The organism is Streptomyces sp. MMG1533 (genome assembly GCF_001279775.1).
GTDB lineage: Bacteria > Actinomycetota > Actinomycetes > Streptomycetales > Streptomycetaceae > Streptomyces.
This window is the reverse complement of sequence record NZ_LGDG01000178.1, coordinates 1-24,159: the sequence shown is the minus strand read 5'-3', so window position 1 is coordinate 24,159 and position 24,159 is coordinate 1. Positions and strand designations below refer to the sequence as shown.

Sequence of the window (24,159 nt, the reverse complement as noted above, 5' to 3'; positions counted from 1 at the left end):
GGGCGGGGACTGACGCGGTAGCTGAGGCTCCGTTACCAGTCCCTGCCGCTTCAACCATGCGTGCTGTCTCGCACGTGACTTTCCGTCGTGTTCATCGGCCGGCATGCACCGCCGGCGGCAGCCACGCCTCAGTGGGATTCTTCCGTCAGGTGCTCGACCTGCGAGGCAACCTGTTTGTCGTGGCAGCCCAGTTCAGCGTCATAGCGGGTCTGAGCGCGGTCCAGTACCTCGTCCGCGTCACAGCCATGAACGCGAAGCCAATGAAGGAAGTCCGTGATAGCCGTGACCACCGACTCCTCGGCCACAGCCCGGCCCAGCCTCCCCGAGCCGGGACGAAAGGGAGACTTCACGGCAGCGTAGAAGTCCAACAAAGCTTCCGCTCTCAGCACCTCGGGGCCTCCCACGTGACCGTTCGGTGATGCGAGGCCCGTTGCCAGCTCGCACCACGTCACTTTCCGGTTGAGGCAGAGCTGGACGCCCCAGCGGGCGGCGACCGCGTCGACGAGGGCCATGCCCCGCCCGGACTCGGAGTCGACGTTCGCGTCCAGGAGGGTAGGCAGGGCGTGTGTGTCGGGGTCATGGACTTCGATGCGCAGATGAACACCGTTCATCGAGACCGCGAGCGTGGCCGGAGTGCCCACACCGACATGCGTGATGATGTTGGACACCAGCTCGCTCACGCAGAGCTGCGCCGCGTCCGTGATGTCGTGCAGGCCCCACGCCGCCAGGTGCAGCCGCGTGATCCGCCGCAGAGCAGCTACTTCTTCGGGCGCTGCGGTGAAGTCCAGGCCCCACGCCTTCCTCGACATACACGCTTCCTGGATCACGAAGACTCCCTTTTCGTCGCCTGCCATCTCCACATGGCCAGCGGAGCGTTACGTCCCCTCACAGCGAGTGGCGTCATCCACAGAGTGACGTGAAAGAATCCCGTCATGCAATGTGCAAGACGGGATTCCCACTTCCGAGTGATTGGCAGGTGCGCACCTTGGCGCGAGACTGAACGTCCGCTATTCCACGGAGGGTTGAGATGGCTGGTTCTCCGACGGCACGTCGCCGTCGTCTCTCGATCGAGCTGAAGAAGCTCCGGGAGAACAGCAACCTGACCTGCGCACAGGTCGGCCAGGCCCTGGACTGGAGCGGATCCAAGGTGAACCGGATGGAGACCGGGAGCGGCCGGGTCCAGCCGTCAGACATCGACGCACTGTGCCGGTTCTACGGCACCACCGACGAGCTCCGCGAGTTCCTCAAGTCATTGGCACGGGAGGCCAAGACGCGTGGCTGGTGGCAGGTGCATGGCTCCGGTGTCCCCGAATGGTTCAACATCTACATCGGCCTGGAGCAGGAGGCATCCGCGTTCCGCCAATACCAGTGCGAGCTGATCCCAGGCCTGATGCAAACCGAGTCGTACACATGTGAGCTCCACAAGTCCGGAGCTCACATGCCGGCCGAGGACATCGCCAAGGCCGTGCGTGTACGCATGGAGCGCCAGGCCATGCTGACGCGAGCCGACGCCCCCGATGCCTGGTTCGTCGTGAACGAAGGCGCCCTGCGTCACGTCATCGGGGATCAGGCGTTGATGCGCGAGCAACTCGAACGCGTCCTGGACTCGGTCGAGTTGCCGAGCGTGACCTTGCAGGTACTTCCCTTCGACGCAGGCACCTATCCAGCCACGGGCTCCTTCACCATGCTGGGCTTCCCCGACCAGGAAGACCCGGACCTGGTGTATCGGGACGGCATCACCGATGCCGTCTACCTTGAAGGCGAGCATCATGTTCGTGAGTACACGAGGGCATTCGACGGCTTGCGAGCCGCAGCCCTGAGCCCTCAACGCTCCATCCGGTTGATCAAAACGGTATTGAAGGATTACGCAAGGTGATCATTGCACCCGACAGCAGCCGCCGTCCCGTGTGGTTCAGGTCGTCGTACAGCAACGGTGCGGGAGGAGAGTGCATCGAGTGTGCGTTGACCGCCGACGAAGTTCTTGTGCGCGACTCCAAGCGTGAGCCAGGGCCCGTAGTCACTCTTGGTAACCGCGCATGGCGCGCCTTCTTGAGTGGTGTCCTGGAACACGGACGTTTGGCGCACTGAGGAGGGGTTTCCTCCGCAGCCCTCGTTCCGCTGAAGGGCTTCCCAATGCTGATGTCAAGCCGCTGCCGTGACAGGTGGTGTGGCTTGGTAGCACGCTCCGTCGCGGATCATGGCCCACAGGACGTTGACGCGGCGGCACGCGAGCGCCAGCAGCGCCTGCTTGTGCCCCTTGCCCTCGGCACGCTTGCGCGAGTAGTACGCCTTCGAGGCCGGGCAGTTCTTCAGGCTCGACAGGGCGGAGAGGTACATCGCGTTGAGCAGGCCGCGGTGGAACCGGCGTGGCCTGCGGAGGTTGCCGCTGACGCGGCCGGAGTCGCGCGGTGTCGGGGCCAAACCGGCGTAGCCGGCGAGACGGCCGGCACTGCCGAAGGCGTCCATGTCGCCGCCGGTGGCAACGATGAACACGGCGCCCATCTGCTTGCCCATGCCAGGCAGGCTCAGGATCACCTCGGCGTGCGGGTGCTCGCGAAACCGGGCGTCGATGAGCGCGTCGACTTCCGCGATCTCCTCATCGAGCGCCATCACGCCCTTCGCCAGCCGCACGACCATGGCGGCGGCCAGCTGCTCGCCCGGCAGGGCCGTGTGCTGACCCTCTGCGGCCTCCGCGGCTGTCTTGGCAAGGGCGGCAGCACCGCGGACCTTGCGGTTGCGCAGCCAAGTATCGATGCGCCTGGCTTCGCTGCGGCGGATCGCCGCCGGGCTCTGGTAGCCCGTCAGAAGCATGACCCGACCCTTGTTCGTCAGGTCCAGCGCACGCTCCAACGCCGGGAAAATCTCCAGCAGTTGTGCTCGGAGCCGGTTGATCTGGGGGGGGTGCGGTCGCAGACCAGATCGGTGCGGCGGGTGGTCAAGGTGCGCAGGTCCACGGCGATCTCGTCCCGGGCCGCAGCAGGCCCAAGTCGCGGCGCATGCGGGCCTGGTCGGCGATGACGAAGGCGTCCTTGGCGTCCGTCTTGCCTTCGCCCCGGTCGGAGGCCGAGGCGCGGTGCACGGTCAGGCCGGTGATGTGGCCGAGCAGCAGGCCGATCAGCAGGGCGGCGACGCCGTGGTTGAGGTCGACCGCCCACAGCACGTCGTCGTCGAGGGCCAGGACGTCCCCGATCAGTTCCAGCAGGACCGATTCGTCGTTCAGGACCCGGCGGGACAGCAGCCGTTCGCCGTCCGCATCGATCACCACGCAGTGGTGATGTTCCTTGCCGATGTCCACTCCGGCCCATATCCGGGGCACGGTCACCGCCAACTCGTCGCGCTCCTACAGCCCAGCAGACGACCTCGCCGACGTTGCCCTACACAGCGGTCGAGTCGTCGCAGGGCTCCGGGCGGCCAAGCCTTTCCAGCCATCGGACGGCTATCCCCATGACAGCCATACCCAGAGCCCCTGGGTCCCGCCGATCTTACGAATGACCAGTTCGAACCCAACAGCCAAGAAAGTAGGGCGGACGCCCCCTCAAAGCCGCAGCCTGACCGATCCCTGCGAAACTCCCCGGACAGAACAGCTAGGGAACAGCGACTGCTGTCTTGGGCGCGGCGGCCAGCCGCAGGCCGACCTCCACGAGGGTCCAACCGAGGCGGGTCCGGAGGTCCCGGGGGCGACGGGCCGCGGCGGCGAGACGGTACGCGTCGGCTTCGGCACGGAGTTCGACGGCGCGGACGTGGTGCAGGGCGAGGTGGGTCTCGGGGTGCATCGGGTTGTGGCCTCTCATTCCGTAGTGAGCGGGAATGCGCGTGTGTGGATGCGTACCTGAGCGGTGTCGGCGTCGCCCTCGTCGGTGGCCCGGTCTCGGTAGGTGTCGACGAGCGCGTGCATCTTTTCGACAAGTTCTCGGGTGAGTTCGGGCGTCAGCCGTAGCGTCGCGCTGCTCATGTCCCAGGTGCGGTTCCACTCTTCCGGCCATGCGTGGCGGTTGCCGAGCCAGGTCGACAGGTCCCGGGCCTGGGTGGTCGCGACCTCATGGAGGTACATGTCGGCGGCCCCGCGTACATCCGGGTTGGCGTCCGTGAGCAGGGCGTCGTCGTAGCGCAGGCCCTGGTGAGCCGCCTTCCACCACCGCTCCCGGCCCTTGCCCCGCTCGGGGGCGTCCTCGATGAAGCCGTGGGCGGCGAGCTGTCGCAGGTGGTAGCTGGTGGCACCGCTCGACTCGCCGAGCTTCTCGGCGAGTTGGGACGCAGTGGCCGGACCGCCGAAGCGCAGGGCGTCCAGCAGCTGCATGCGCAGGGGGTGCGCGAGCCCACGCAGGGAGCGGGCATCCAGGCTGCGGACCTGTGGGTCCTGGGGCTCGTTCATGCGTACAAAAGTACCGTTGCAAAGGACTGGTTGCAACGGGTCCTTTGCAACCAGTCTTTGTGAGGCGACTTGGCCTTCCAGCAGCCCGGCGGAAGTGACTTCACCTCCACCCGACATGGGCCCATGACCACCAACCCGGCGAACTATGCGGTCACAGCACTAGGGGCGGATGTGGGGCCGGGTCCTGATCTCCATGTTGCGACCGTCCGGGTCGTCGAAGTACGCGCCGTGACCGCCGAACAGGCTGTTGATCTGGCCGGTTTCGGTATGGCTGAGGTCGGCGTGGTAGGTGACGCCAACCGCCTCCAGGCGGCGATCACGGCGCCTAACTGCGCGTCGGGCACGAGGAATGCGCGTCACACCGTTGCCGAGGTCGACGGGCAGGAACGGCCCGAACGGAGCACCGACCTTCAGCCCCACGATTGCGGCGATGAACTCGGCCGACAGGTGTCGGTCACGACCTCAGGTCGCTGACCGTCGGCAAAGGGAAGATGTGGTCAGGACAGCCCCTCGATCACCCTGAGGATCAAGGCCCGGGCATCTGCTCCGTATACGGCCATGCTCCGAAGCTGCTCGAAAGCCTTCAAGTACAACGCGATCTCGGAAGGCTGAGTGATCCTGACCTGTGCAGAGACGAGTTCCACCGACACCAGCTTGTTGTCGTAGACGTGAAACGTCTCCCGGGGCCACTGCGTTCGGTTCCGGGTTGCCGACGGGATGATGCCGAGCGACACCTGAGGCAGCGCTCCCGCGGTGAGCAGGTAGCCAAGTTGGGCGGCCATGGCGTCTTCGTCACCGATGCGGCAGTACAGCGCGGCTTCCTCGACTACCAGCACGAACCGATGGCCTGGTTCGTGAATCACTCGCGAGCGGTCGACCCGTGCTCCGGCGGCCTCGGCACTGTCATCGATGGGAAGTTCACGAAAGCGGGCGCTGATGCCCAGCACGCCGGCGGCGTAGCCCTCGGTCTGGAGCAGGCCGGGCACCAGCGTCGAGGAGTAGACACGGAACAGTTGGGTCTCGTGGAAGAACTGAACGGCACTGTCCTGCAGACTCTTCAGACCGCTGCGGATCTGGTGGCGCCACTCGGTGTACATCGACTCTGCGTGCAGTGACTGGGCGATGAGGTCGTCGCCTTGATCAGCCGCGCCGCAGGCTTCCGCCCACGCGCGTATGTCCTTGGTCGAAGGTGCAGTCTGAGCGTTCTCGATACGAGACGTCTTGGCGTGGTGCCATCCGCAGCTGTCGGCCAGGTCAGTGACCGTCAACCCCGCCCCCTTGCGAAGGTTTCGCAGCCGCCGGGCGACGACTTCGCGCGCGGCCTGGGCGGACGAGGACGGGGAGATGGGCATGAGCTGGCCTGTCTGGTGCGTGTTGTCAGTGAATCTCGTACTGGCTGTGCGGAACCGCTCGCGCCCAGACCTCTTCGAAAGCATCGGCGCAGAGCTTCGCTACGTCGGGGGTCTCGTCCCAGACTTCCCCACCGAGCGATGACCCGTCCCCGGCGAAGTGGTTCCAGCGAATGACCTGATCGTCGAACAGCCAGAAATCGTTGCCGGGCAACGCGATGCCGGAGGCCCGGCGCCTGGGCAGCCAGCGGACTTGTTCACCGGCAGCCTCGTTCGTGAACGTGCCGTCGTACAGGAAGCGGGTGTACTCGCTGACGGGCTCGGACACAATGCGGGCCCGTCGCATGATGACGCCGCGGTTCACGGTCTCCTGAACGAGGTCGAGCCAGGGGCGCCACCACGAAGCCCGGTCGTCGGGGTGGTGACGGTACCCGGCACGCCACTCGGCGAAGGGGCCCTTCTCGTAGTCGACTGCGTACGAGTCACGCATCTCCAGGTGAACGGCGGAGCGTGTGCAGCCGGCGAGCAGGTCAGTGAACGCCGTTGGCACGTTCGACGGCATCGCACGCCTCCCTGATCACGGGCACCATCCTGGCCGGAATACGGATGACCGCTTCGTGCTCCGGAATGCCCTTGGCGTGACCTGGCAGCTCGAACCCGGCGCACTCCGCTTCGAGGTCCGCGTCGGGCTTCCAGCCCTGGAGGACGAGCTCTTGGTTCTCCTGGTCCACCCAGATGGTCGGACTCTCGTGATCCCCGGTGTTCGGGTCGATCCCGATGAACTGCAGCGGCATAGCAGCCTCCGTCGTGGGATGTGCAGCTTTGTGCAACACGATCGCGACGCCGGTGCCGACCGTCAAGAGGTTCTCTGGGCGAAGTCGCCTGAGAGAGTGGCTAGTTGCACATTGCTGCACATCTATGGAAGCCGTGCTCCTCGCGTCCCTAGCCTCATGGTCGGCGACAGCCAGCCCAGCCACTCGTGCACGGGCCCTGCACGGGCCCTGCACGGGCTCAGTGGCGCACTCCTTGGAGGCCGGAGATGGAGACACACGTACTCGACAGACTGATCGCCGAGTGGCTTGCCCGGGCGCACCCCGTACCCGACCAGGTTCGGGCGGAGTGGTCGAGCCAAGGGGTAGCGCTCTTGCCTTTAGGCCGACGGTTCGCCGCGGTAAGGCTCTCGGGAGTGCTGGTGTACGCCGCCCTCGACTCGGACGACCCCGGCGTGGTGGCCGAGGCCCTGGCTGAACGACTGCGCGGTCCCGTCATCCATGACAACCGCGCCGCCGTTTCGACGTACTACGCCCTCATCCAGTGGCATGCCGGCCTGGTCTGGGACTACAACCGCAGCGCCCCGTGTCTGCGGGACGACACGTATCTGGGCGTTCCGCGAATCGATCGCCGCGAGCCGCCCGGAACGTACTGGGTCGTTCCGCCTCGCTACGACGGCGACCTGTGCAGGCCACAGGCGGTGCGAGACCTGGTGGACGCCGGCCACCGGCAGCTCATCCAGCAGACGCTGGTCTGATCCTCGCGCCCTGCTGTTTCCCGCCGCGTACCGGCGTGCACGAGGTGGCGCGGTCGTCTGCAAGCTCCCTCTCCTCGATCACTCGACAGGCATTCGGCACTCGGGGAGAGGGCTGTCCGAAGGTCCTCCCGCTGTGAGGTGAATCCGTGCTGCACGCAACCCCGACCGGCCCCGACATGCCACCGGGCCCCACTCCACCCAAGAACGGCAGCGGTACGAAGGGAGGCGCCCGATGACGACCGCCATCGCGGTCGGAAGCCGCACAGGTCAATCCCTCGTCACGGACGCCGAGTTCGACATGCTCGCCGCGTTCTGCGCTGACGAGTACGGGTTGGAACGCTGTGTCGCCGACCGGGTCGTCGACCAGGCGCTCGCCATGGTCTTCGTCATGGGCTCGTCCGGCGCGGGCGCCGCCATGGCGCCGTCTCAGCAGGTCGATCCGGGATGGCACACGCTCATCCTGCACACCGGTTGGTACGCCGACTGGTGTGAGCGGAGCTTCGGCTACTTCCTGCATCACCAGCCGAACTCGAAGGTGCGCACGCGCGGTCTGATGGTCGACGTCGTGGACCGGATCAGGTCCGCTGGATTCGAGGTCGACGAGCGGCTGTGGGGTACGGCCGCGGACTGCAACCCGCCCGCCTGCTGCGGCGACGGTCCCTGCTGCTGACGCCTTCCCCGGAATGGGCGGGTCGGCCTCCCCCGGTCGGTCCGCCCACCCCCTGTGCCAGAACGGACCTCGTCCCTTGTCCCTCACCGAGCTGACCGCGACCAGCCGCGTGACCGTCTTCCCGCTCGAAGGTCTCAGCGTCGCCTACACCACCCAGTCCAGTGACGAGCGTTGCCTCGGTGACATCGGACTCGTCACTGTCGTCGACGCCGGCGGCGATGGCGGCGATGGCGAAGCGCTGTGGCGCCTCGCCTGCGATCTCGGCGGCCATCAGCAACGCCAGGTCCAGGCCCGATGGATCCTCACGCAGGCGAGCCGCGCGCGAACGGTCACGGCGTACACCGATCTGCCGGGCACGACTTGGACGGCGTACATCCGTCGGCGGTTCGTGCTCGACTCGCTCTTCGCCAACCACGACGTGCTGATGACCGGTCGGATGGTGCTGCCGGGGTTCTGAGCAAGTCGCCCGTGGCGCTTGGCGAAGTCGGCGGCCGGGTGGACCGCACGGCGGCACATTCCGGAGGAGAACCCGCGGTGACCAATTCCGGTCAGCGGGACTCGCCGAGCGTCGGGCCGCTCATGCTCTGCCTTCATTTCGCCGAACTCGATCGGGTCAGGCCCGCGTAGCGGTGTGCCACTCCGCCGGGAAGCAGGTATTCGGCCAGCAGGTTGCCGGCGCGGCGGGACGGCAGCCCCATGTCGTGCAGGAGTTCGTCCGCGCAGTGGATGTCGTAGGGGCCGAAGTCGTAGCCGCCGGAGCCCGGCAGTACCTGCTCCTGCCAGGCCAGGCGGGCGTCGATGGCCTCCCGCATCCCCTGCTCGCCCGGGGTGGTGCGCAGCGTCGCCCGGAAATGGCAGGTCAGCCAGTGCGCGGTGAGTTCCACGCCCATGATGTTGTTGAAGACCTGCCGGAAACCGACGAACCCCAGCCGGTCGGCGCTGGGTGGCACGATGCCTCGGTAGAGCCGCAGCCGCCCGTCGTCATCGTGCACGCGCACGCTCGAGTCCAGGAACGGGAAGACTTTGTGGTGCCCCGTGGCGAACACGATGACATCCGCCGCCACTTCCTCGCCGGTCGCCAGTCGCAGCCCCTCGTCGGTGTACGCCTCGACAGCACTGACCTTGGAGGCGATCAGGCCGCGGCGGACGGCTCGCGCGTAGCCGCGTGGCATCACTCCCCCGTGGGCCAGGTGGAAGGGGAGCGCGTGAGCGGGCCGCAGCTGCCTCGGCAGCCGGTACAGCCCGGTGGAAATCAGCATGTCGCGGGTGATGAGCCACCACAGAGCTCGCTTGATCCGCTCGTCGATGCGGTCGATCGGACGGATGCAGGCCGGATCGTGGTAGCGGGGCAGGAGCGCCTCACCGAGCCTGGTGAACAGGATCCACTTGTATCCGACCAGACCGAGCAGCAACCGCTCGGGGACCATCCAGTTCACCTTGCGCTGCACGAGGGTGGCCGAGGTCGCCTCGCGTGCGGCGCGGGTGATCAGGTCCAATGCGGACTTGCCGCCGCCCACGACGACCACGCGCCGGCCGGCGAATGTCCCGGCCCGCACCTCGTTGGAGTGCAGCACGGTCCCGCGGAACAACTCACGCCCGGGCAGCTCCGGCAGCTGGGCATGATGATGAGCCCCACTGGCGACAACGACGTAGTCGAATGTTTCGCGATGAACCTCCGCCGACTTGTCCCCAGCGGCCCGAGAGTCGACCGACCAGCCGGAGGCGCCGACCCGCCCAGGCCCCTCCAGGGGCCGGATGGAGATCACCTCGGTGCCGGGCCGGACGCGGTCCAGCACACCGAAAGTCTCCGCGTACTTCTCCAGGTAGCGTTGCGTGTCCACCGCGCTGGCGAAGTTCAAGCGGTTGGGCAGGTCCGCGAACTCGAAGATGCGGAGCGCGGACTGGTTGGCCAGCCCGTCGTAGCAGCCCCCTGCTGACCAGATCCCGCCGACCTGCTGGTACTTGTCGAAGACCGTGACGTCGAAGCCGTTCTCCAGCAGCACCTTGGCGGTGACGATTCCCCCGGGGCCGGCCCCGACCACACACGCTCTCATCAGCTGTCACTCCCCGTGGGCGATCGCCGTGTCCAGCTCGCTCATCATCCCGGTTGCGGACCTCCCTGCCCAGGGCGCCCTCCGGTGCCTGAGGGACCAGAAAACTGAACGAAAAAGGGCGTGGAGGACTCAGCCCTGGAGCTTCATGCCCTCGGGGGAGGTGAGGCCCTTGCCGGGGTGGGCACGGAACGTCGCCGTCCAGGTGGTGGGCGGGCAGGACGTGCCGTTGGGGTGCTGCTCCGTCAGCCTGGCCCGGGTACTGTCCTCGACGACCGGGTCACCGCTCTTCGCGGACGTCACGGTGAGCCGCACCGGCACGGTGGACGCACCGATGCTGTCGGGGAGTTGGACCGACAGCGAGGCGAACGGGCCGTCGGGACTGCCCGATGTCCGCTCCTCGCAGGTGCCGTCCACGCAGAGCCGGATCATCGCCGCGTCCCGGCCGCCGAAGTCGGCGGGCCGCCACACGACGGAGACCTGCGAGTCCGCGTCGGCCTCGGTGCACGGCGTGTCCTGGCCGAGGAGCGAGCATCCGGTCAGGGCCGCCGCCAGCAGCGGTGTGAGAGGGGATCGGCGCATGTCACTAGCACGCTAACGTGCCGGGCAAGGCGCTGTTGGCCGGCCCGGTGCCGGTGAAGTACAGCCATCCGGGGTCGAAGTGCCCGCCGCGAGCATTTCCCATGTCCAGTCCTGGGTGGCCCGTGTCCAGTCCTGGGTGGCCCGTGTCCAGTTCTCGGTGGCCCGTGTCCACTCCTTGGTTCCCCCCATATCCACTCCTCGGCCTAATTGAAGGCCGCGATATTGCGCGCAGCCCACTCTGCGAACGTGCGGGCCGGGCGGCCGAGGATCCGCTCGACGTCGGGGCTCACCCGCTGCTCAGCGGCTGTCGGCGTGCCCAGGATGCCGAGGGTGGCCTCCACCACCGGCTCGGGCATGAACCCCAGCATCTGTGCCCGCGCCTCCGCGCGGCTCTGCTCGACGAACCGCACCGGCTCCCCCAGCGCATCGGCGATCGCCGAGGTCTGTTGCCGAGGGGAGACCGGTGCCGGCCCGGTCAGCTCATAGGCGTTGCCGACGTGACCGTCGTCCCGCAACGCCACGGCGGCGACCTCGGCTATGTCGGCCGGGTCGATGGTCGGCAGTGCGACATCGCCGAACGGCGCCGCCACCGTCCGCTGCGCGCGGATCATTTCGGCCCACTGCAACGTGTTGGAGTCAAAGCCTCCCGGCCGCAACAGGGTCCATTCCAGATCCGACTGCGTGACGGGGTCCTCCAGCGCCGATGAGTGGCTTCCCGTGGCCACGCCCTGGGAGGACAGCAGGACCACCCGGCGGATCCCGCCTTTCCGCGCGGCATCGAGGACGTCGCCGACGCTGCCACCGGACGATACGAAGTCGCCCGAGGTCAGCAGGAACAGCGCGTCGGCGCCGTCGAGTGCGGGCGCGAGGCTCTCCGGCTCGGCCACGTCGGCCTGGTGGTGCCGTACCCCCGCCGGCATGTCCCGCGCGGCGATTCCTCGCGAGACCGCCGTCACCTGTTCACCGGCCGTGACGAGCGCCCGCACCAGCGGCCGTCCGACGTTGCCCGTGGCTCCGGTCACCACAATCATGTTCGCTCCCGTTGTCGAGTTCTGTGTTGGCCCAACGGAAGCTACTGGCATGGGGATAGTAGGTACCTAGAGGAAAGTAATGGGAAGAAGGCCTCACTGTGACGCACAACACGACTCCGGCCGCCCGTAGCGACGTCGCTCCAGAGCAGGCGTGCCCGATCGCCCCGGTGGTCGACATCGTCTTCAGCCGCTGGACCACTCCGATTCTGTGGGCGCTCCATGAACACGGGCGGCATCGGTTTGTGGAGCTGGAACGCCGCATCACCAGCATCACGCCCAAGGTGCTGACCGACCGGCTACGGCAGTTGGAACGTGACGGGCTGGTCGTGCGCACCTACCACCCGGAGGTTCCGCCGCGGGTGGAGTACGAGATCAGCGAACTGGGACGCAGCCTGGGGCCGCTGTTCGCCGCACTCTCCGACTGGTCGGTCAACCTGGACACGGTCGAGGAGGCCCGGCAGGAGTACGACAGCAAGGAGCGGCCCCCCAACCGTCGCGCCGTGGGGCGCAGGTAGGGCCCGCCCGCATGGCCTTCAGCAGTTCAACACGTCCGGTTCAACGCGTCCGGTTCAACGCGTCCGGTTCAACGCGTCCGGTTCAATGCGTCCAGTAATCCCGTTCCGGGAGTTCCACCCACACGTCCGGAGGGCCGGTCACCGCGCGGGCCTCGGTGAGGCGCAGGCCCGCGTAGGCGCATGAGTAGGCCACCGCCTTGTGGTGGAAGAGGTAGGTGGCGAGGACCTCCTCCGGGGTGTCGTCCGCGTCGGGGTGGCCTCCGCCGGGGTGGAGGTCCCAGCCCTTGATGACGCCGTCGCGGGCGATGCTGCCCTGGTTGCCGCTCTTGGGGTTGGCGTACAGGCCGTAGGAGACGGTGCCGGTGGACAGGCGGGTGTGGATGCCGGGCATCGACGGGGCGTATCCCCAGGGTTGGGTCACTACGCAGCCGCCCGGGACCGTCGTCACGCCCACGATGTGGAGGGTCTCGTCGATGTCGTAGTCGTACGGGTCCTTGATGATGTCGGCCGCGTCCTCGCCCTGTGCCGAGGTCGCCTCCAGGCGGCGTATCGCCTCGTCGGCGTCGATGCCGGCCACGCAGGCCAGGCCCAGGCCGTCGTAGTAGATGTCACCGATGGCTGTGATCAGGCGTCCGGCCTCCTGTACCGCTGCCCGCTCGGGCTCCGTCAGGCCGGGTTCGCCCTCGGGGCGTGGGAACAGGTCCGGGGTCGGGCCGGCCAGGCTGAGGCGGCCCGGGGACCAGCCGCCGATCAGGGGGCGCCAGGGGTCGGCGCCGGCTTCGGTGAGGGCACGGGCGTTGTCGGGCTCGTTGGCGATGACGGCTTCCCACAGGGCTGTCGTGCCGTATTCGAGGGCGTCGACGTCGGTGACGCGTCGGGCCAGTTCGGCCACGGCCTGCGGTGTGCCGTACGCCGCCGCCTGGTGCAGGGGGCGGTTTCCGCCGCACGATTCCGGGTCGGCGCCGGCGTCCAGATGCCGCCGGACGGCGTCGTGGTCCTTCCAGGCGTTCCAGCCCATGCCTGGCCAGCCGTCGTTCCGAGCCGTCACCGTGCCCCCTCCAACGCAGATCCGGGCAGCAGCTCTCCTCGCAGCGCCCCCCTACGCACACCATCGCAGACGCCACTGACAACGCAGTTGTCCTGAGGAGTGAGGACCGAAGGCTGAGGACCGACGAGTGAGGGCTGAGGACCGAGGGACCGACGTTCAGTCCCTCCGAGCCGCCGTCCAGGGATCCGCCCTGCGCGCGAGCGTACGAACCTGTCCGCGTACGTCCTTCGGGAGGCGTCGCAGGACGGTGCGGGCGGCGCGGCGGACGCCGGGGGGCGCCGTGGCGTGCAGGAACAGGCGGTGGGGGACGGAGATGTGCCCCGGGTGGCCCACGGACAGGCTGAGTTGGCCGGAGGGGCCGCCCCAGGCGGGGTGGACCAGGCGGGGCGGGGTGCCGGCCGTGAACGGGGCGGGGCAGGAGGGAGTGCCGGTGAGGGGGGCCCGGCGGCCGACGCCGAGGAGTTGGGCGCTCGCCCACACCAGGTGCGTGCCGGGAGGCATCTCGGTGCCGCCGGCCAGGGTCAGGGGGTCGATGGTGGTCTCGCCGGTGAGGATCACGCGGTGGCGGCCGTTGCCGAGCGGCTGGGTGCGCGCGGCGAGGTCGGTGTCCGGGTACCACCACAGGTTCCGGGCGACGTCGTGGACGAGGAGTTCGCCGCGGGCGTCGCCGAGGGGGTGCGGGACTTCCCAGTCCTCGGCGCCCTTGATGTCCGCCAGCAGATCGGGGTCCAGGAGGAGACGTCCGTAGCGCTCCACGAGGGTGAGGGGTTCGCCGTCGGAGCGGAGCATGCCGATCGTCGTCGTGATGACGAGTCTGTCGTCGCACCTGCGGATGTCGTCGACCGTGACCTGGGGTCTGATCCCCTGGGCGCGGCGCGCGAGTTCGACCAGGGACTCCAGGTTGCCCTCCTCCAGGAGGTGGGCTCTGAGTCTGGTGATCGCGGGCAGTCCGTCCCGTACGCCCGGTGGGTAGCAGTCGAGGGCCATGCGGCGTACGACGTCGAAGTACCGTTCTCGGCTGCTGCCGGTCCGCTTGAGGATGCGGGGTTCGCTGACCGGGCGGAGGAGTTCGACGCGGTAGGAGCGGCGAAGCAGGTGGTCCTGGAGGGGGCCCGGTTCGGTGCCCTCCTTGATGGCCTCCACGACCGTACGCAGGTGGCCGTAGTAGGTCTCGGGGGTGGTCGCGCGGCTGCTGGTGTTGCCTCCGTCGTCGCGGCGGTTCCATACGTAGCAGGGGTCGCCGAGGATGGAGACCCTCTTCGCGCGCACGTACGCGCGGGCCATGAAGAGCTGGTCCTCCAGGCGTACCGGTCCCTCGGGGAAGGTGATCTCCTCGTCGAGGAGGAAGGCCCGGCGGAACATCTTGTGGGGTGTCAGGCTCTCGATGAGGGGCGTGTCCTCGACCGTGCAGTGTTCGACGGTGCGTCTGAAGAGGCTGCTGGGGCCCTGTATGGTGCCGACGACCTTGCCGAGGACGATGTCCGAGGCGTTGCGGGTGGCGAGGCGGTGGAGGCGCTCGAGTGCCTCGGGGGTCAGCTCGTCGTCCTGGTCGACGAACTGGACGTACTCGCCGCGGGCCGTCCGGACACCCACGTTGCGGGGTTTTCCCGGCCAGCCGGAGTTCTCCTGGCGGACCACGCGCACGTGCGGATGCCGGGCGGCCAGCTGGTCGAGGCGGGCCGCGGAGTCGTCGGTCGAGCCGTCGTCGACGTAGATGATCTCGTACGCGTCCCGGCCGATGCTCTGGTGGAGGAGCGAGGGGGCGCAGCGTTCGATGTAGTCGCCCGCGTTGTGGACGGGCACGACGATGCTGACCTTGATCACTGCCATCCTCCCGGTTCAGGGGTGCTGCCGCTCCCATTCCGGCCGGGTGAGTTCGTACTCGACCTCACCGTGTTCGGATCCGTCGATCGCCCCCGGCCAGTCGCTGGTGAAGCTTCTCAGGAACTCGAGTCCCGACTTCTCCATTACGCTCCTCGACCGCGTGTTGACCGACATGGTGTTCGCGGTGGCCTGTTCCACCCCGAGGTCCGTGAATCCGCCTCGCCCTCTCATCGGCGACCGGTCCCGTCTCCCCGTCTCCGCGTCTCCCCGTCTCCGCTGAGGACGGTGGTACGGACTCGTCGCCCGCCCGCCCGGTCGTGCCGTACGGCGGGGTGGGAGGAGGGGGAGCAGAGCGGGGACGGGATCGTCATGACGGTCGTCGGCTCGGTCAGCCTGCCGGTGTCAGTTCCGCACGGCCGAACAGCAGGGCGTAGCCCTGCGGGAGTCGGGCCAGGATGCGGTCCACCAGGTCGTCGCCGACCAGGCCCGGCAGGACGCTGAGCACCGAGCTGACGTCCCAGCGGGCCGTGGCCGGGGTGGCTCCCTGGATGTGGGCGGCGATCGCGTCCACGAACTCCGGTGCCGTCAGCGGGCGGGTCGCCGGGATCCGGGAGGCGACCACGCGGGCCGCTTCCTCGGGGAGGGCGCGGGCGAGGTCGACGCGTTCGTCGCCGGTGACGTGGCCGCCGAGGGCGGAGAGGACGATGCGGGTGACGCGTTCGGCCTCCGCCGTGGTCGGGTACTGGCCGGACTCCCTTACGGCGTCGATCAGTTCGGTCCATCTTGCCGGGCTCGGTGCGGTGCTCGGTGCGGTGCTCGGTGCGGTGCTCGGTGCCGGGCTCAACGTCGTGCTCAATGTCGTGCTCAATGTCGTGCTCAATGTCGTGCTCAGTGTCGTGCTCAGTGCTGTCATCTGGGGCTCCCTCCTTCGGCCCACCGGTTCTACGCTTCGGCGCGCGGGACGTCCCGCAGGCGGTTCGCATACCCGTGCCTGCGGGACGTCCCGCGTCTGCCGGTCAGTTACTCAGCTGCCTACGGCCGCTGCCGCCGCCCGTGATCTGGATGCGGCGCGGCTTGGCCTGCTCCGCCACCGGGATGCGCAGGGTCAGGACACCGGCGTCGTACGAGGCGTCGACGCGTTCCGTGTCGAGGGTGTCGCCGAGGAAGAGCTGGCGGGAGAAGCTGCCCGTCGGGCGCTCGGCGACGATCAGTTCCGCTCCCTCGGGGGCGGGGGAACGGCGTTCGGCGCGGACGTTCAGGACGTTGCGTTCGACGTCGATCTCGATCGTCTCGGGGTCGATGCCGGGGAGGTCGAAGTGGACGACGAACTCGTCCCCGGACCGGTAGGCGTCCATCGTCATCGCGGTGGGGCGGGCGGTGGAGCCGAGAACCTGCTGCGCGATGCGGTCGAACTCGCGGAAGGGGTCGGTACGCATGAGCATCACAGTTCACTCCTTTCCTCAGGTGTTGGCTGTGCGATGCCCTACGGCTTCTTATATAGCTCGGAGGAGGAAACTTGACAAGCCCCGACTCAGGTTGACGGCATCACCCGAGGTGAGCGTTAGCCTCGGGGCACACCGGACACCTGGACACACCGGACAGCACAGGAGGCAGGCGTGGCGAAGGTTCCCAGCGCGGTCGTCGCGGCGAGCGGTCTCGTCGGCGGGTACGGCGTGGCCCGTTGGACCAAGAAGCGGCAGCTGGGCGGGGTCGTGCTGGCCGTCGCCGGGGCCGCGGCAGCGCAGCAGTGGCGGCAGCAGGCGGGCGGGAAGGCAGCGGGGGCGCTGACCGCCGCGTACGTCGCCGCCTTCGCCGGGTCGCACCCCCTGGCCAAGAAGGTGGGCGCCTGGCCGGCCGTCTTCGGGGTGGCCGGTGCCGTGGCTCTGGCGTCGTGGGCGGTGGCGGACCGGAACGCCGGATAGGCGGACCCGAACGCCGACGGGCGGACCGGGACGCCCGGACAGGCGGACCGGGACGCCGGATAATCCGTCGCCCCGCCCACCTGGCCCGGGCTAACCTCCGGCCATGCCGAAGAGGACGTTGACCGAGTTGGTGGTGGACCTGCGGGGCCGCCCCTTCGACACGCTCGACGACTTCTGGGACGCCATCACCGAGCCCCTCGGGCTGCCCGAGTGGCTCAGCCGGACCACGTACGCATTGGCCGACACCCTCCAGAACGGCGGTCTCTCCGACGTCGTCGACAGCTACGACGTCGTGATCGTCCACGTCGACAGGCAGGGCGTCTTCACCTCCCGGAACGTCGAGATGCGGGCGCTGCGCAGGGCGTTCGCCGGCAAGCAGTCGCGACTGATCGTGCACCCGCTGTCCTGACGGCCGCGCGGGCCGCGACGGCCGCGACGGCAGCCCGGGGCGCCCCGACCGGCCACATCCGGCCACGCCCCGCTACGCCGGGCCACATCCGGCCAAGCCCCGCTACGCCCGGTGTCCCAGCACATTCACCACCCGCCCGTTCGGATCCCGTACGAAGAACCGCCGTACGCCCCACTCCTCGTCCCGCAGCTCCCGCACGACCTCCGCGCCGGACGCCACCACCTGCGCGTACACCGCGTCGACGTCGTCGACCTCCACGCTCATGTCGGGGACGACGGGTGCGGTGCGGTCCTCGGTGAGGAAGATGATCTGGGCGGTGGGGTTGCCGGGTGAGGCGAGGGTCGTCACCCAGCCCAGGTTCATGACCTCCTCGAGGCCGAGCAGGCCGTAGAAGTCCCGGTTCGTTCGCATCGCCTCCTCGGACTCGACGTGGATGTCGGGGACGATCCTGCGGACGGTCATCGGTCGTCACTCCTCACGCTTGCAGCCTGTCCGGAACAGGTGCTCCAGTTTTCGTTATCGGCCGACCCTCCCGCTCGTCTCCTCACCGTCCCCCACCACAGGCACGCGATTCGACCCCGAGGAACGAACTCGTGACACGAGAGATCAGCCGCCGGAACATGCTCAAGGCCGCAGGCGTCACCGCCGGAGCCGTCGGTCTCGGTACCGCCCTCGGCAGCGGCACACCGGCCGTCGCCGCGGGCACCGCCTTCGCCCACCCCGGACTCCTGCACACCCGCGCCGACCTGGACCGTATGGCCGCCAAGGTGAAGGCGGGTGCCGCCCCCTACACCGCCGGTTTCGCCAAGCTGACCGCCAACCGCCATGCGCAGAGCGGCTGGACGGCCAACCCGCAGGCCATCGTGTACCGGGGGTCGGGCTCCCCGCAGAACTACGCGACCCTCTACAACGACGTCCACGCCGCCTACCAGAACGCCCTGCGCGGACACGTCAGCGGTGACAGCGCGTACCTCGACACCGCCGTCGGCATCCTCAACGCCTGGTCGGCCAAGCTGACCAGCCTCCAGGGCAGCGCCGACCGGTTCCTCGCCGCCGGGCTCTACGGCTACCAGATCGCCAACGCCGCCGAACTCGTCCGCGACCACGGCGACTTCGAGCTCGACCGGTTCCAGGAGATGCTGAGCGGCGTCTTCGCGCCGCTGAGCGACGACTTCCTGGTCAAGCACAACGGCGCCGTCGTCACCAACTACTGGCCCAACTGGGACCTGGCCGCCATGGCCTGTGTCCTGGCCACCGGCATCTTCTGCGACGACAAGGCCCAAGTCGCCCGCGCCGTGGACTACTTCAAGAACGGTGACGGCCTGGGCGCCGTCAAGAACGCCATCCCCGTCGTGCGCGACGACGGACTCGGCGAGTGGCTGGAGACCGGCCGCGACCAGGGGCACGCGCTGCTCGGCGTCGGCCTCATGGGCACCTTCTGCGAGATGGCCTGGAACCAGGGCATCGACCTGTACGGCTACGACGACAGCCGCTTCCTCAAGGGCGCCCAGTACGTGGCCAAGTGGAGCATGGGCGGCGACGTGCCCTACACCGCCAACACCCGTGCCAAGGGTGCGATCAACGGCTGGTCCGGCCGGGAGACCGCCACCGAGGCCGCCGGCGTGGATCCGGCCATGCAGCGGCCGATCTGGGCGTTGATCGCCAACCACTACACCAAGCGCCGTGGCCTGTCCGCCACCTACCTCACCCGGATCGCCGCCAAGGCCGCGCCCGAGGGCGGGGGCGGGGACTACGGTCCCAACAGCGGCGGCTACGACCAACTCGGCTTCGGCACACTGGCGTTCACGCGCGACAAGGCCGCGGACACGTCGGCTGTCCCGAGCCCGGCGGCCAGTGCGTCCGCGGGTTCGGGCGCCGGCTCCGACGCCCGTCCGCAGACCGGCGCGGAGGCCACCGCGCTGCCTTCCGCATCCGCGTCCGCGTCCGCCAAGGCCGGCGGCGACCTCGCCGCCACCGGCTCCGACGACATCGTCGGCTGGACCGCCGCCGCGGGCATCACGGCGATCGCCGGCGGCCTGCTCTTCATGCGGCGCCGGGACCGGGTGCGGCGCGACGTCGCTCAGTAGGAGCCGCGAGCTGCGGTGGGTGGAAGCGCGGAGCCCGGCGCTGGGGTGGGCGGGGGTGGGTCGCCCAGCCCGGCGCTGCGGGGTGCCGCCTGCGCCCACCCGTGCCGCCCCAGCGGCACGACTGCCCGCAGGCTGGCGGGCGCGGCTGCACGTGCCTACACGGTCGCCGCTCGCGACCCCGGCCCCGAAGACCCCGGGCTCCTGCCCGCGACCGCCGAAGTCGCCGAAGTCGCCGAGGACGCCGCCGCGGTCAGGGGCTTGGCGATGTCCTCCAGGGAGCGGCGTTCCGCGCGTACGGCGAGGAACGCGGCGACCAGGCCGGCCGCGCACATCAGGGCCGCGCCGATCTGGAAGGCGAGGACCGTGTCACCGACCTTGCCCGTACCGGTGAGGTCGGCGAACAGGATCGGGCCGCTGATACCGCCGGCGGCGGTGCCGATGGCGTAGAAGAAGGCGATGGACATGGCCCGGGTTTCCATCGGGAAGACCTCGGAGACCGTCAGATACGCGCTCGACGCGCCCGCCGAGGCGAAGAACAGCACCGCGCACCAGCAGGCCGTCAGCGTGCTCGCGCTCAGGGAACCGCGGTCGAAGAGCCAGGCCGTGCCGAAGAGCAACAGCCCCGAGAGCAGGTACGTCGACGAGATCATCACCTTGCGGCCGACCGTGTCGAACAGTTTGCCGAGCAGCAGCGGGCCGCAGAAGTTGCCGACGGCGATGACGGCGAAGTAGTAGCCGGTGTCGCCGGTCGGGACGTCGTAGAACGTCGTCAGGATCGCGCCGAAGCCGAAGGTGATCGCGTTGTAGAGGAAGGCCTGGCCGATGAAGAGGGAGAAGCCGAGGATCGCCCGCCTGCGGTAGTCGGAGAAGACGGTACGGCCGATCTCCAGGAAGGTGACGCTGCGGCGCTGGTGGATGGTGATCTCACCCTCGGGCCGCGGCAGCGGTTCGTCCCGCTCGGCCTCGACGCGCTTCTCGATGGAGGAGACGATCCGTTCCGCCTCCTCGTCCCGGCCGTGGATCAGCAGCCAGCGCGGGCTTTCGGGGACGTGGCGTCGTACGAGGAGGATCACCAGGGCGAGGACGGCGCCCAGGGCGAAGGTCAGCCGCCAGCCGACGTTCGCCGGGAAGATGTCGGTGTTCAGCGCGACGATCGACAGCAGCGAGCCGCCGACCGCGCCCAGCCAGAAGCTGCCGTTGATCATCAGGTCGACGCGGCCCCGGTACTCCTTGGGGATCAGCTCGTCGATCGCGGAGTTGATGGCCGCGTACTCACCGCCGATGCCGAAGCCGGTCAGGAAGCGGAAGGCGAAGAACCACCAGGTGTCGAAGGCGATTGCGGTGAGCGCGGTCGCCGCCAGATACACCGCCAGGGTGATCATGAAGAGTTTTTTACGCCCCCAGATGTCGGTCAGGCGGCCCCAGAAGAGGGCGCCGAGGCAGGCGCCGGCCACGTAGAGCGCGGCGGCGATGCCGGTGACCTGGCCGGAGTTGATGGGCAGTCCGCTGCCGGGCTCCGAGAGGCGCCCGGCGATGTTGCCGACGACGGTGACTTCCAGTCCGTCGAGGATCCACACGGTGCCGAGTCCGATGACGACCGTCCAGTGCCAGCGCGACCATGGGAGACGGTCGAGGCGGGCGGGGATGTCGGTCGTCACGGTTCGGCCTGTCTCGGCCTGCGCGGTGGTCATGGGCTCCCTCCTCTTTGAGCGAGAACCCGGATCGAGTGCCCTCGACCAGTGGGGCTACGCCCCCAGCCCGCGCGACACCGTGTAGATCAACAACCCCACCAACGACCCCACCACCGTGCCGTTGATCCGGATGAACTGCAGGTCACGGCCGATGTTCGCCTCGATCTTCTTCGTGGTGTGCTCCGCGTCCCAGCCCGCCACGGTGTCGGTGATCAGGGAGGTGATCTCCCTGCGGTAGGTGGTGACGACGTACACCGCCGCGCCCTCCACCCAGCCGTCCACCTTGGCCTGCACCTTCGGGTCGGCCGCCATGCGGGCGCCCAGGGACAGCAGGGAGGCGCGGACGCGCAGTCGCAGCTCGCTGCGCTCGTCCTCGGCGGCCGAGACGATCATGGATCGTACGGCGGTCCAGGCGGAGGCGATCAGGTCCTGCACCTCGCCGCGGCCCAGCACCTCGCCCTTGAGGCGCTCGACACGCGTGCGCGTGTCGGTGTCGGACTGCAGGTCGGAGGCGAAGTCGGTGAGGAAGCGGTCGAGGGCGCCGCGGGCCGGGTGGGAGGGCATGTCCCGCATCTCCGCGCAGAAGCGCAGCAGTTCCTTGTAGACGCGTTCGCCGACCTTCTTGTCGACGAACTTCGGCGTCCAGCCGGGCGCCCCGCCCTGTACGGCGTCCATGACGGAGCCGCTGTGCAGCACCAGCCAGTCGTGCGCCCGGGCGACGACCAGGTCGACGGCACGACGGTGGCCGCCGTCCGCGACGATCTTCTCCAGCATCTTGCCTATGCCGGGGGCGATCTCCTGCGCGTCGGCCCTTCTCGTGATCGCCTCGCCGACCACCGCTTGGACGTCCGAGTCACGGAGCACGGTCAGCGCACCCCTGAGGGCGGCCGACAGTTCGGCCGTCACCCGGTCCGCGTGGTCGGGGTCCGCCAGCCACGTACCGAGCCGGCTGCCGATGCCGACCGCCCGCAGCCGCTGTCTCACGACGTCCTCGGAGAGGAAGTTCTCCCCGACGAACTCGCCCAGCGACACCCCCAACTGGTCTTTCTTGGTGGGGATGATCGCGGTGTGCGGGATGGGCAGGCCGAGCGGGTGGCGGAAGAGGGCGGTGACCGCGAACCAGTCGGCCATCGCGCCGACCATGCCGGCCTCGGCGGCCGCGGCGACATAGCCCGCCCAGGCGCCGGCGCCTTGGTGGGACGCCGACTTGGCGAGGACGTAGACCACCGCCACGAACAGCAGCATGCCGGTCGCGGTGAGCTTCATCCGGCGTACGCCGCGCTGCTTCTCCTCGTCGGCCTCGCTGAACGTGTTCATGGCGCGGTTCGTGGCGGCGCCGGGGCGGGCATGCTGCCCTTCGGCACCGATTGATCCCGTTTCCGTACGTTCCATCCGCTCCACCCGTTCGGTGATCCCTCACACATTGTCCCTTCCTGACCGACTCCTGGAACGGAACAAGAGTTCCCGGCGTCTGTCCGGTCGGGGGAACGCGGCGGGGTCCTGCCAGTTTTCCCAGGCCCATGGCTCATCATGGGCTCATCAGATCGGAGCCTCGGGCTCCCATCGCCCGAGGAGAACAACACAGCATGACCCGGCGTCATGGTTACGCCCTGCTCGCCGCGATCCTCTCCGTGATCGTGGCCCTGTCCGCCGCCATTTATGTCGGAGTGGCAACCGACGCAGGTACGAACGACCGGACCACACTGGCCGGCCCACGCACCCCCCACAACTCCGCCGCCCCCGCCTCCACCGGCGTCTGGGTCGGCTCCTGGTCCGCCTCCCCGGTGGGAGCCGAACCGGGCACCGAGACCGACGGCCTGGCGGGCCGCTCGGTGCGCAACGTCGTCCACGCGAGCATCGGCGGTACGAGTGCCCGCATCACGCTGTCCAATCTCTACGGCCAGTCGCCGCTGACCATCACACACGCCTCGATCGCCGTCGCGGCCGGCACCGGCACCGCCGAGGCGGCCGCCCGGACCATGCGGCGCCTGACCTTCGGCGGCAACACCACGGTCGTCGTCCCGGCCGGGCAGCAGGTGCTCAGCGACGCCGTCCGCATCGCCATACCCGGCGGCAGCGACATCCTCGTCACCACCTACTCCCCCACCCTGTCCGGCCCGGTCACCTTCCACCCGCACGCCCAGCAGACGTCCTACGTCGCCGAGGGCGACCTCACCGAGGACGTGACCGGAACCGCGTACACCGAGCAGACCCCCTACTGGCGCTACCTGACCGCGCTGGACGTGCTCAGCGACGAGGCCGACGGCACCGTCGTCGCCTTCGGCGACTCGCTCACCGACGGCGTCGGCTCCACCGACAACGCCAACCACCGCTGGACCGACCTGCTGTCCCAGCGGCTGCGCACGGCGATCGCGGCGGGCCGGGACCTGCCCCGCTACAGCGTCGTCAACCAGGGAATCGGCGGCAACCAGATCCTCGCCGACGGCCTCGGCCGCCCCGCCGAGAACCAGGCCGGAGTGGACCGCTTCGCCCGGGACGTCCTCGGCCGTACGAACGTCAAGGTCGTCGTCATCGACCTCGGCATCAACGACATCCTGCGCAACCCCAACCTCGCCGACCCCGAGGCGATCCTCGACGGCCTGCGCGCGACGGTCCGCCAGGCCCACGCCCGCGGCATCAAGGTCATCGGCGCCACCCTGATGCCCTTCGGCGGCCACCGCGGCTACACCGACGCCCGCGAGTCCGTACGGCAGCAGATCAACGCGGAGATCCGCTCGGGCCGGGTCTACGACGCCGTCGTCGACTTCGACAAGGCCGTCCGGGACCCCTACAACCCGCGCAGGTTCCGCTCCGACTACGACTCGGGCGACCACCTCCACCCCAGCGACAAGGGCTACGAACGAATGGCCGCGACCTTCGACCTGGCCGACCTGAAGGGGGCGGCACCGGCGGAGCTGTGACTCCGGGGGCCGGGGGTCCGGAGGGTCCCGGAGGCCCGGAGGGTCCCGGAGGCCCGGAGGCCCGGAGGGTCCCGGAGGCCCGGAGGGTCCCGGAGGCCCGGAGGCCCGGAGGGTCCCGGAGGCCCGGAGGGTCCCGGAGGCCCGGAGGGTCCCGGAGGG

At 69.0% G+C, this 24,159-nt stretch carries 26 protein-coding genes and 3 pseudogenes; 10 read left to right on the top strand and 19 right to left on the bottom strand.

Annotation, left to right across the window (positions count from 1 at the left end; genetic code table 11):
- Window positions 1–128 precede the first annotated feature (128 nt).
- Window positions 129–809, bottom strand: coding sequence for an ATP-binding protein (locus ADK57_RS18425; protein ID WP_053750569.1), 681 nt, complete (start codon window positions 807–809; stop codon window positions 129–131).
- A 218-nt stretch (window positions 810–1,027) separates the two neighbouring features.
- Here ADK57_RS18425 and ADK57_RS18420 point away from each other — a divergent pair, with 218 nt between their 5' ends.
- Window positions 1,028–1,876 (top strand): helix-turn-helix domain-containing protein, encoded by an 849-nt coding sequence (locus ADK57_RS18420; RefSeq protein WP_053750568.1) that lies wholly within the window; start codon window positions 1,028–1,030, stop codon window positions 1,874–1,876.
- Entirely contained in the window at window positions 1,873–2,088 is a 216-nt protein-coding gene (locus ADK57_RS47585) for a DUF397 domain-containing protein (protein WP_107091581.1), read from the top strand. The genes ADK57_RS18420 and ADK57_RS47585 overlap by 4 nt, the downstream gene beginning before the upstream one ends.
- A gap of 54 nt (window positions 2,089–2,142) precedes the next feature.
- Here the strand turns inward: ADK57_RS47585 and ADK57_RS18415 are convergent.
- The 7 genes and pseudogenes from ADK57_RS18415 to ADK57_RS18385 form a co-directional block, all read right to left on the bottom strand.
- Window positions 2,143–3,316, bottom strand: a pseudogene (locus ADK57_RS18415) (IS110 family transposase).
- Window positions 3,317–3,584: 268 nt separating this feature from the next.
- A complete protein-coding gene (locus ADK57_RS18410; protein ID WP_053750567.1) occupies window positions 3,585–3,773 on the bottom strand; it encodes a hypothetical protein in 189 nt (62 codons plus the stop codon).
- A 14-nt stretch (window positions 3,774–3,787) separates the two neighbouring features.
- Window positions 3,788–4,372: an ArsR/SmtB family transcription factor gene (locus ADK57_RS18405; RefSeq protein ID WP_053750566.1), complete on the bottom strand. Its 585-nt coding sequence runs from the start codon at window positions 4,370–4,372 to the stop codon at window positions 3,788–3,790.
- Between the two features lie 159 nt (window positions 4,373–4,531).
- Window positions 4,532–4,819, bottom strand: a pseudogene (locus ADK57_RS18400) (VOC family protein).
- Window positions 4,820–4,869: 50 nt separating this feature from the next.
- Window positions 4,870–5,724 carry a helix-turn-helix domain-containing protein gene (locus ADK57_RS18395; protein ID WP_053750564.1) on the bottom strand — a complete coding sequence of 285 codons (855 nt, stop codon included), beginning with the start codon at window positions 5,722–5,724 and terminating at the stop codon, window positions 4,870–4,872.
- Window positions 5,725–5,749: 25 nt separating this feature from the next.
- On the bottom strand, window positions 5,750–6,283 hold the full coding sequence (locus tag ADK57_RS18390) for a DUF6879 family protein (protein WP_053750563.1): 534 nt from the start codon (window positions 6,281–6,283) through the stop codon (window positions 5,750–5,752).
- The gene (locus ADK57_RS18385; RefSeq protein WP_053750562.1) at window positions 6,252–6,515 is read right to left on the bottom strand and encodes a hypothetical protein; all 264 of its coding nucleotides are present in this window, start codon (window positions 6,513–6,515) and stop codon (window positions 6,252–6,254) included. The genes ADK57_RS18390 and ADK57_RS18385 overlap by 32 nt, the downstream gene beginning before the upstream one ends.
- Before the next feature lie 245 nt (window positions 6,516–6,760).
- Between ADK57_RS18385 and ADK57_RS18380 the strand changes: the two genes are divergently transcribed.
- From ADK57_RS18380 to ADK57_RS18370, 3 genes are all read left to right on the top strand, one after another.
- Entirely contained in the window at window positions 6,761–7,249 is a 489-nt protein-coding gene (locus ADK57_RS18380) for a hypothetical protein (RefSeq protein WP_078973202.1), read from the top strand.
- Window positions 7,250–7,481: 232 nt separating this feature from the next.
- On the top strand, window positions 7,482–7,919 hold the full coding sequence (locus tag ADK57_RS18375) for a hypothetical protein (RefSeq protein ID WP_053750560.1): 438 nt from the start codon (window positions 7,482–7,484) through the stop codon (window positions 7,917–7,919).
- Between the two features lie 109 nt (window positions 7,920–8,028).
- Window positions 8,029–8,376, top strand: a complete 348-nt coding sequence (locus tag ADK57_RS18370) for a hypothetical protein (RefSeq protein WP_234390283.1) — start codon at window positions 8,029–8,031, stop codon at window positions 8,374–8,376.
- 133 nt (window positions 8,377–8,509) lie between these two features.
- Here ADK57_RS18370 and ADK57_RS18365 read toward each other — a convergent pair whose 3' ends face one another.
- The 3 genes from ADK57_RS18365 to ADK57_RS18355 all read right to left on the bottom strand — a co-directional run bounded on the left by ADK57_RS18365 (window position 8,510) and on the right by ADK57_RS18355 (window position 11,583).
- Entirely contained in the window at window positions 8,510–9,973 is a 1,464-nt protein-coding gene (locus ADK57_RS18365) for a flavin-containing monooxygenase (RefSeq protein ID WP_078973201.1), read from the bottom strand.
- A gap of 129 nt (window positions 9,974–10,102) precedes the next feature.
- Entirely contained in the window at window positions 10,103–10,552 is a 450-nt protein-coding gene (locus ADK57_RS18360) for a hypothetical protein (protein ID WP_053750557.1), read from the bottom strand.
- Between the two features lie 203 nt (window positions 10,553–10,755).
- Window positions 10,756–11,583, bottom strand: coding sequence for an NAD(P)H-binding protein (locus ADK57_RS18355; protein ID WP_053750556.1), 828 nt, complete (start codon window positions 11,581–11,583; stop codon window positions 10,756–10,758).
- A gap of 98 nt (window positions 11,584–11,681) precedes the next feature.
- Between ADK57_RS18355 and ADK57_RS18350 the strand changes: the two genes are divergently transcribed.
- Entirely contained in the window at window positions 11,682–12,098 is a 417-nt protein-coding gene (locus ADK57_RS18350) for a winged helix-turn-helix transcriptional regulator (protein ID WP_053750555.1), read from the top strand.
- Between the two features lie 82 nt (window positions 12,099–12,180).
- Here ADK57_RS18350 and ADK57_RS18345 read toward each other — a convergent pair whose 3' ends face one another.
- From ADK57_RS18345 to ADK57_RS18325, 5 genes and pseudogenes are all read right to left on the bottom strand, one after another.
- Window positions 12,181–13,146 carry an ankyrin repeat domain-containing protein gene (locus ADK57_RS18345; protein WP_234390281.1) on the bottom strand — a complete coding sequence of 322 codons (966 nt, stop codon included), beginning with the start codon at window positions 13,144–13,146 and terminating at the stop codon, window positions 12,181–12,183.
- Window positions 13,147–13,302: 156 nt separating this feature from the next.
- A complete protein-coding gene (locus ADK57_RS18340) occupies window positions 13,303–14,970 on the bottom strand; it encodes a glycosyltransferase (protein ID WP_053750553.1) in 1,668 nt (555 codons plus the stop codon).
- 15 nt (window positions 14,971–14,985) lie between these two features.
- Window positions 14,986–15,192 (bottom strand): annotated as a pseudogene (locus ADK57_RS18335) (GNAT family N-acetyltransferase); the annotation flags it as partial.
- Window positions 15,193–15,358: 166 nt separating this feature from the next.
- On the bottom strand, window positions 15,359–15,883 hold the full coding sequence (locus ADK57_RS18330) for a DUF2267 domain-containing protein (protein ID WP_078973200.1): 525 nt from the start codon (window positions 15,881–15,883) through the stop codon (window positions 15,359–15,361).
- A gap of 103 nt (window positions 15,884–15,986) precedes the next feature.
- A complete protein-coding gene (locus tag ADK57_RS18325; RefSeq protein ID WP_053750551.1) occupies window positions 15,987–16,412 on the bottom strand; it encodes an Hsp20/alpha crystallin family protein in 426 nt (141 codons plus the stop codon).
- Window positions 16,413–16,586: 174 nt separating this feature from the next.
- Between ADK57_RS18325 and ADK57_RS18320 the strand changes: the two genes are divergently transcribed.
- Both ADK57_RS18320 and ADK57_RS18315 read left to right on the top strand, forming a co-directional pair.
- On the top strand, window positions 16,587–16,892 hold the full coding sequence (locus tag ADK57_RS18320) for a hypothetical protein (RefSeq protein WP_053750550.1): 306 nt from the start codon (window positions 16,587–16,589) through the stop codon (window positions 16,890–16,892).
- Window positions 16,893–16,995: 103 nt separating this feature from the next.
- A complete protein-coding gene (locus ADK57_RS18315) occupies window positions 16,996–17,301 on the top strand; it encodes a hypothetical protein (protein WP_053750549.1) in 306 nt (101 codons plus the stop codon).
- 102 nt (window positions 17,302–17,403) lie between these two features.
- On the opposite strand, the gene ADK57_RS18310 is transcribed toward ADK57_RS18315, so the two are convergent.
- Complete coding sequence (locus ADK57_RS18310) at window positions 17,404–17,763, bottom strand: VOC family protein (RefSeq protein WP_053750548.1); 360 nt, start codon at window positions 17,761–17,763, stop codon at window positions 17,404–17,406.
- Window positions 17,764–17,921: 158 nt separating this feature from the next.
- Between ADK57_RS18310 and ADK57_RS18305 the strand changes: the two genes are divergently transcribed.
- On the top strand, window positions 17,922–19,388 hold the full coding sequence (locus tag ADK57_RS18305; protein WP_053750547.1) for an alginate lyase family protein: 1,467 nt from the start codon (window positions 17,922–17,924) through the stop codon (window positions 19,386–19,388).
- 155 nt (window positions 19,389–19,543) lie between these two features.
- Here ADK57_RS18305 and ADK57_RS18300 read toward each other — a convergent pair whose 3' ends face one another.
- Window positions 19,544–21,079, bottom strand: a complete 1,536-nt coding sequence (locus ADK57_RS18300) for an MFS transporter (RefSeq protein ID WP_053750546.1) — start codon at window positions 21,077–21,079, stop codon at window positions 19,544–19,546.
- Between the two features lie 54 nt (window positions 21,080–21,133).
- Window positions 21,134–22,471, bottom strand: coding sequence for a DUF445 domain-containing protein (locus tag ADK57_RS18295; RefSeq protein ID WP_053750623.1), 1,338 nt, complete (start codon window positions 22,469–22,471; stop codon window positions 21,134–21,136).
- A gap of 194 nt (window positions 22,472–22,665) precedes the next feature.
- Here ADK57_RS18295 and ADK57_RS18290 point away from each other — a divergent pair, with 194 nt between their 5' ends.
- On the top strand, window positions 22,666–24,000 hold the full coding sequence (locus tag ADK57_RS18290) for an SGNH/GDSL hydrolase family protein (protein ID WP_053750545.1): 1,335 nt from the start codon (window positions 22,666–22,668) through the stop codon (window positions 23,998–24,000).
- The last annotated feature ends 159 nt before the right edge of the window (window positions 24,001–24,159 follow it).

Coding starts and splice junctions, on each gene's coding strand:
- ADK57_RS18425 (WP_053750569.1), bottom strand. CDS start 809: ATGTCGAGGAAGGCGTGGGGCCTGGACTTCACCGCAGCGCCCGAAGAA.
- ADK57_RS18420 (WP_053750568.1), top strand. CDS start 1,028: ATGGCTGGTTCTCCGACGGCACGTCGCCGTCGTCTCTCGATCGAGCTG.
- ADK57_RS18410 (WP_053750567.1), bottom strand. CDS start 3,773: ATGCACCCCGAGACCCACCTCGCCCTGCACCACGTCCGCGCCGTCGAA.
- ADK57_RS18405 (WP_053750566.1), bottom strand. CDS start 4,372: ATGAACGAGCCCCAGGACCCACAGGTCCGCAGCCTGGATGCCCGCTCC.
- ADK57_RS18395 (WP_053750564.1), bottom strand. CDS start 5,724: ATGCCCATCTCCCCGTCCTCGTCCGCCCAGGCCGCGCGCGAAGTCGTC.
- ADK57_RS18390 (WP_053750563.1), bottom strand. CDS start 6,283: ATGCCGTCGAACGTGCCAACGGCGTTCACTGACCTGCTCGCCGGCTGC.
- ADK57_RS18385 (WP_053750562.1), bottom strand. CDS start 6,515: ATGCCGCTGCAGTTCATCGGGATCGACCCGAACACCGGGGATCACGAG.
- ADK57_RS18380 (WP_078973202.1), top strand. CDS start 6,761: ATGGAGACACACGTACTCGACAGACTGATCGCCGAGTGGCTTGCCCGG.
- ADK57_RS18375 (WP_053750560.1), top strand. CDS start 7,482: ATGACGACCGCCATCGCGGTCGGAAGCCGCACAGGTCAATCCCTCGTC.
- ADK57_RS18365 (WP_078973201.1), bottom strand. CDS start 9,973: ATGAGAGCGTGTGTGGTCGGGGCCGGCCCCGGGGGAATCGTCACCGCC.
- ADK57_RS18360 (WP_053750557.1), bottom strand. CDS start 10,552: ATGCGCCGATCCCCTCTCACACCGCTGCTGGCGGCGGCCCTGACCGGA.
- ADK57_RS18355 (WP_053750556.1), bottom strand. CDS start 11,583: ATGATTGTGGTGACCGGAGCCACGGGCAACGTCGGACGGCCGCTGGTG.
- ADK57_RS18330 (WP_078973200.1), bottom strand. CDS start 15,883: ATGACAGCACTGAGCACGACACTGAGCACGACATTGAGCACGACATTG.
- ADK57_RS18325 (WP_053750551.1), bottom strand. CDS start 16,412: ATGCTCATGCGTACCGACCCCTTCCGCGAGTTCGACCGCATCGCGCAG.
- ADK57_RS18315 (WP_053750549.1), top strand. CDS start 16,996: ATGCCGAAGAGGACGTTGACCGAGTTGGTGGTGGACCTGCGGGGCCGC.
- ADK57_RS18310 (WP_053750548.1), bottom strand. CDS start 17,763: ATGACCGTCCGCAGGATCGTCCCCGACATCCACGTCGAGTCCGAGGAG.
- ADK57_RS18305 (WP_053750547.1), top strand. CDS start 17,922: ATGCTCAAGGCCGCAGGCGTCACCGCCGGAGCCGTCGGTCTCGGTACC.
- ADK57_RS18300 (WP_053750546.1), bottom strand. CDS start 21,079: ATGACCACCGCGCAGGCCGAGACAGGCCGAACCGTGACGACCGACATC.
- ADK57_RS18295 (WP_053750623.1), bottom strand. CDS start 22,471: ATGGAACGTACGGAAACGGGATCAATCGGTGCCGAAGGGCAGCATGCC.
- ADK57_RS18290 (WP_053750545.1), top strand. CDS start 22,666: ATGACCCGGCGTCATGGTTACGCCCTGCTCGCCGCGATCCTCTCCGTG.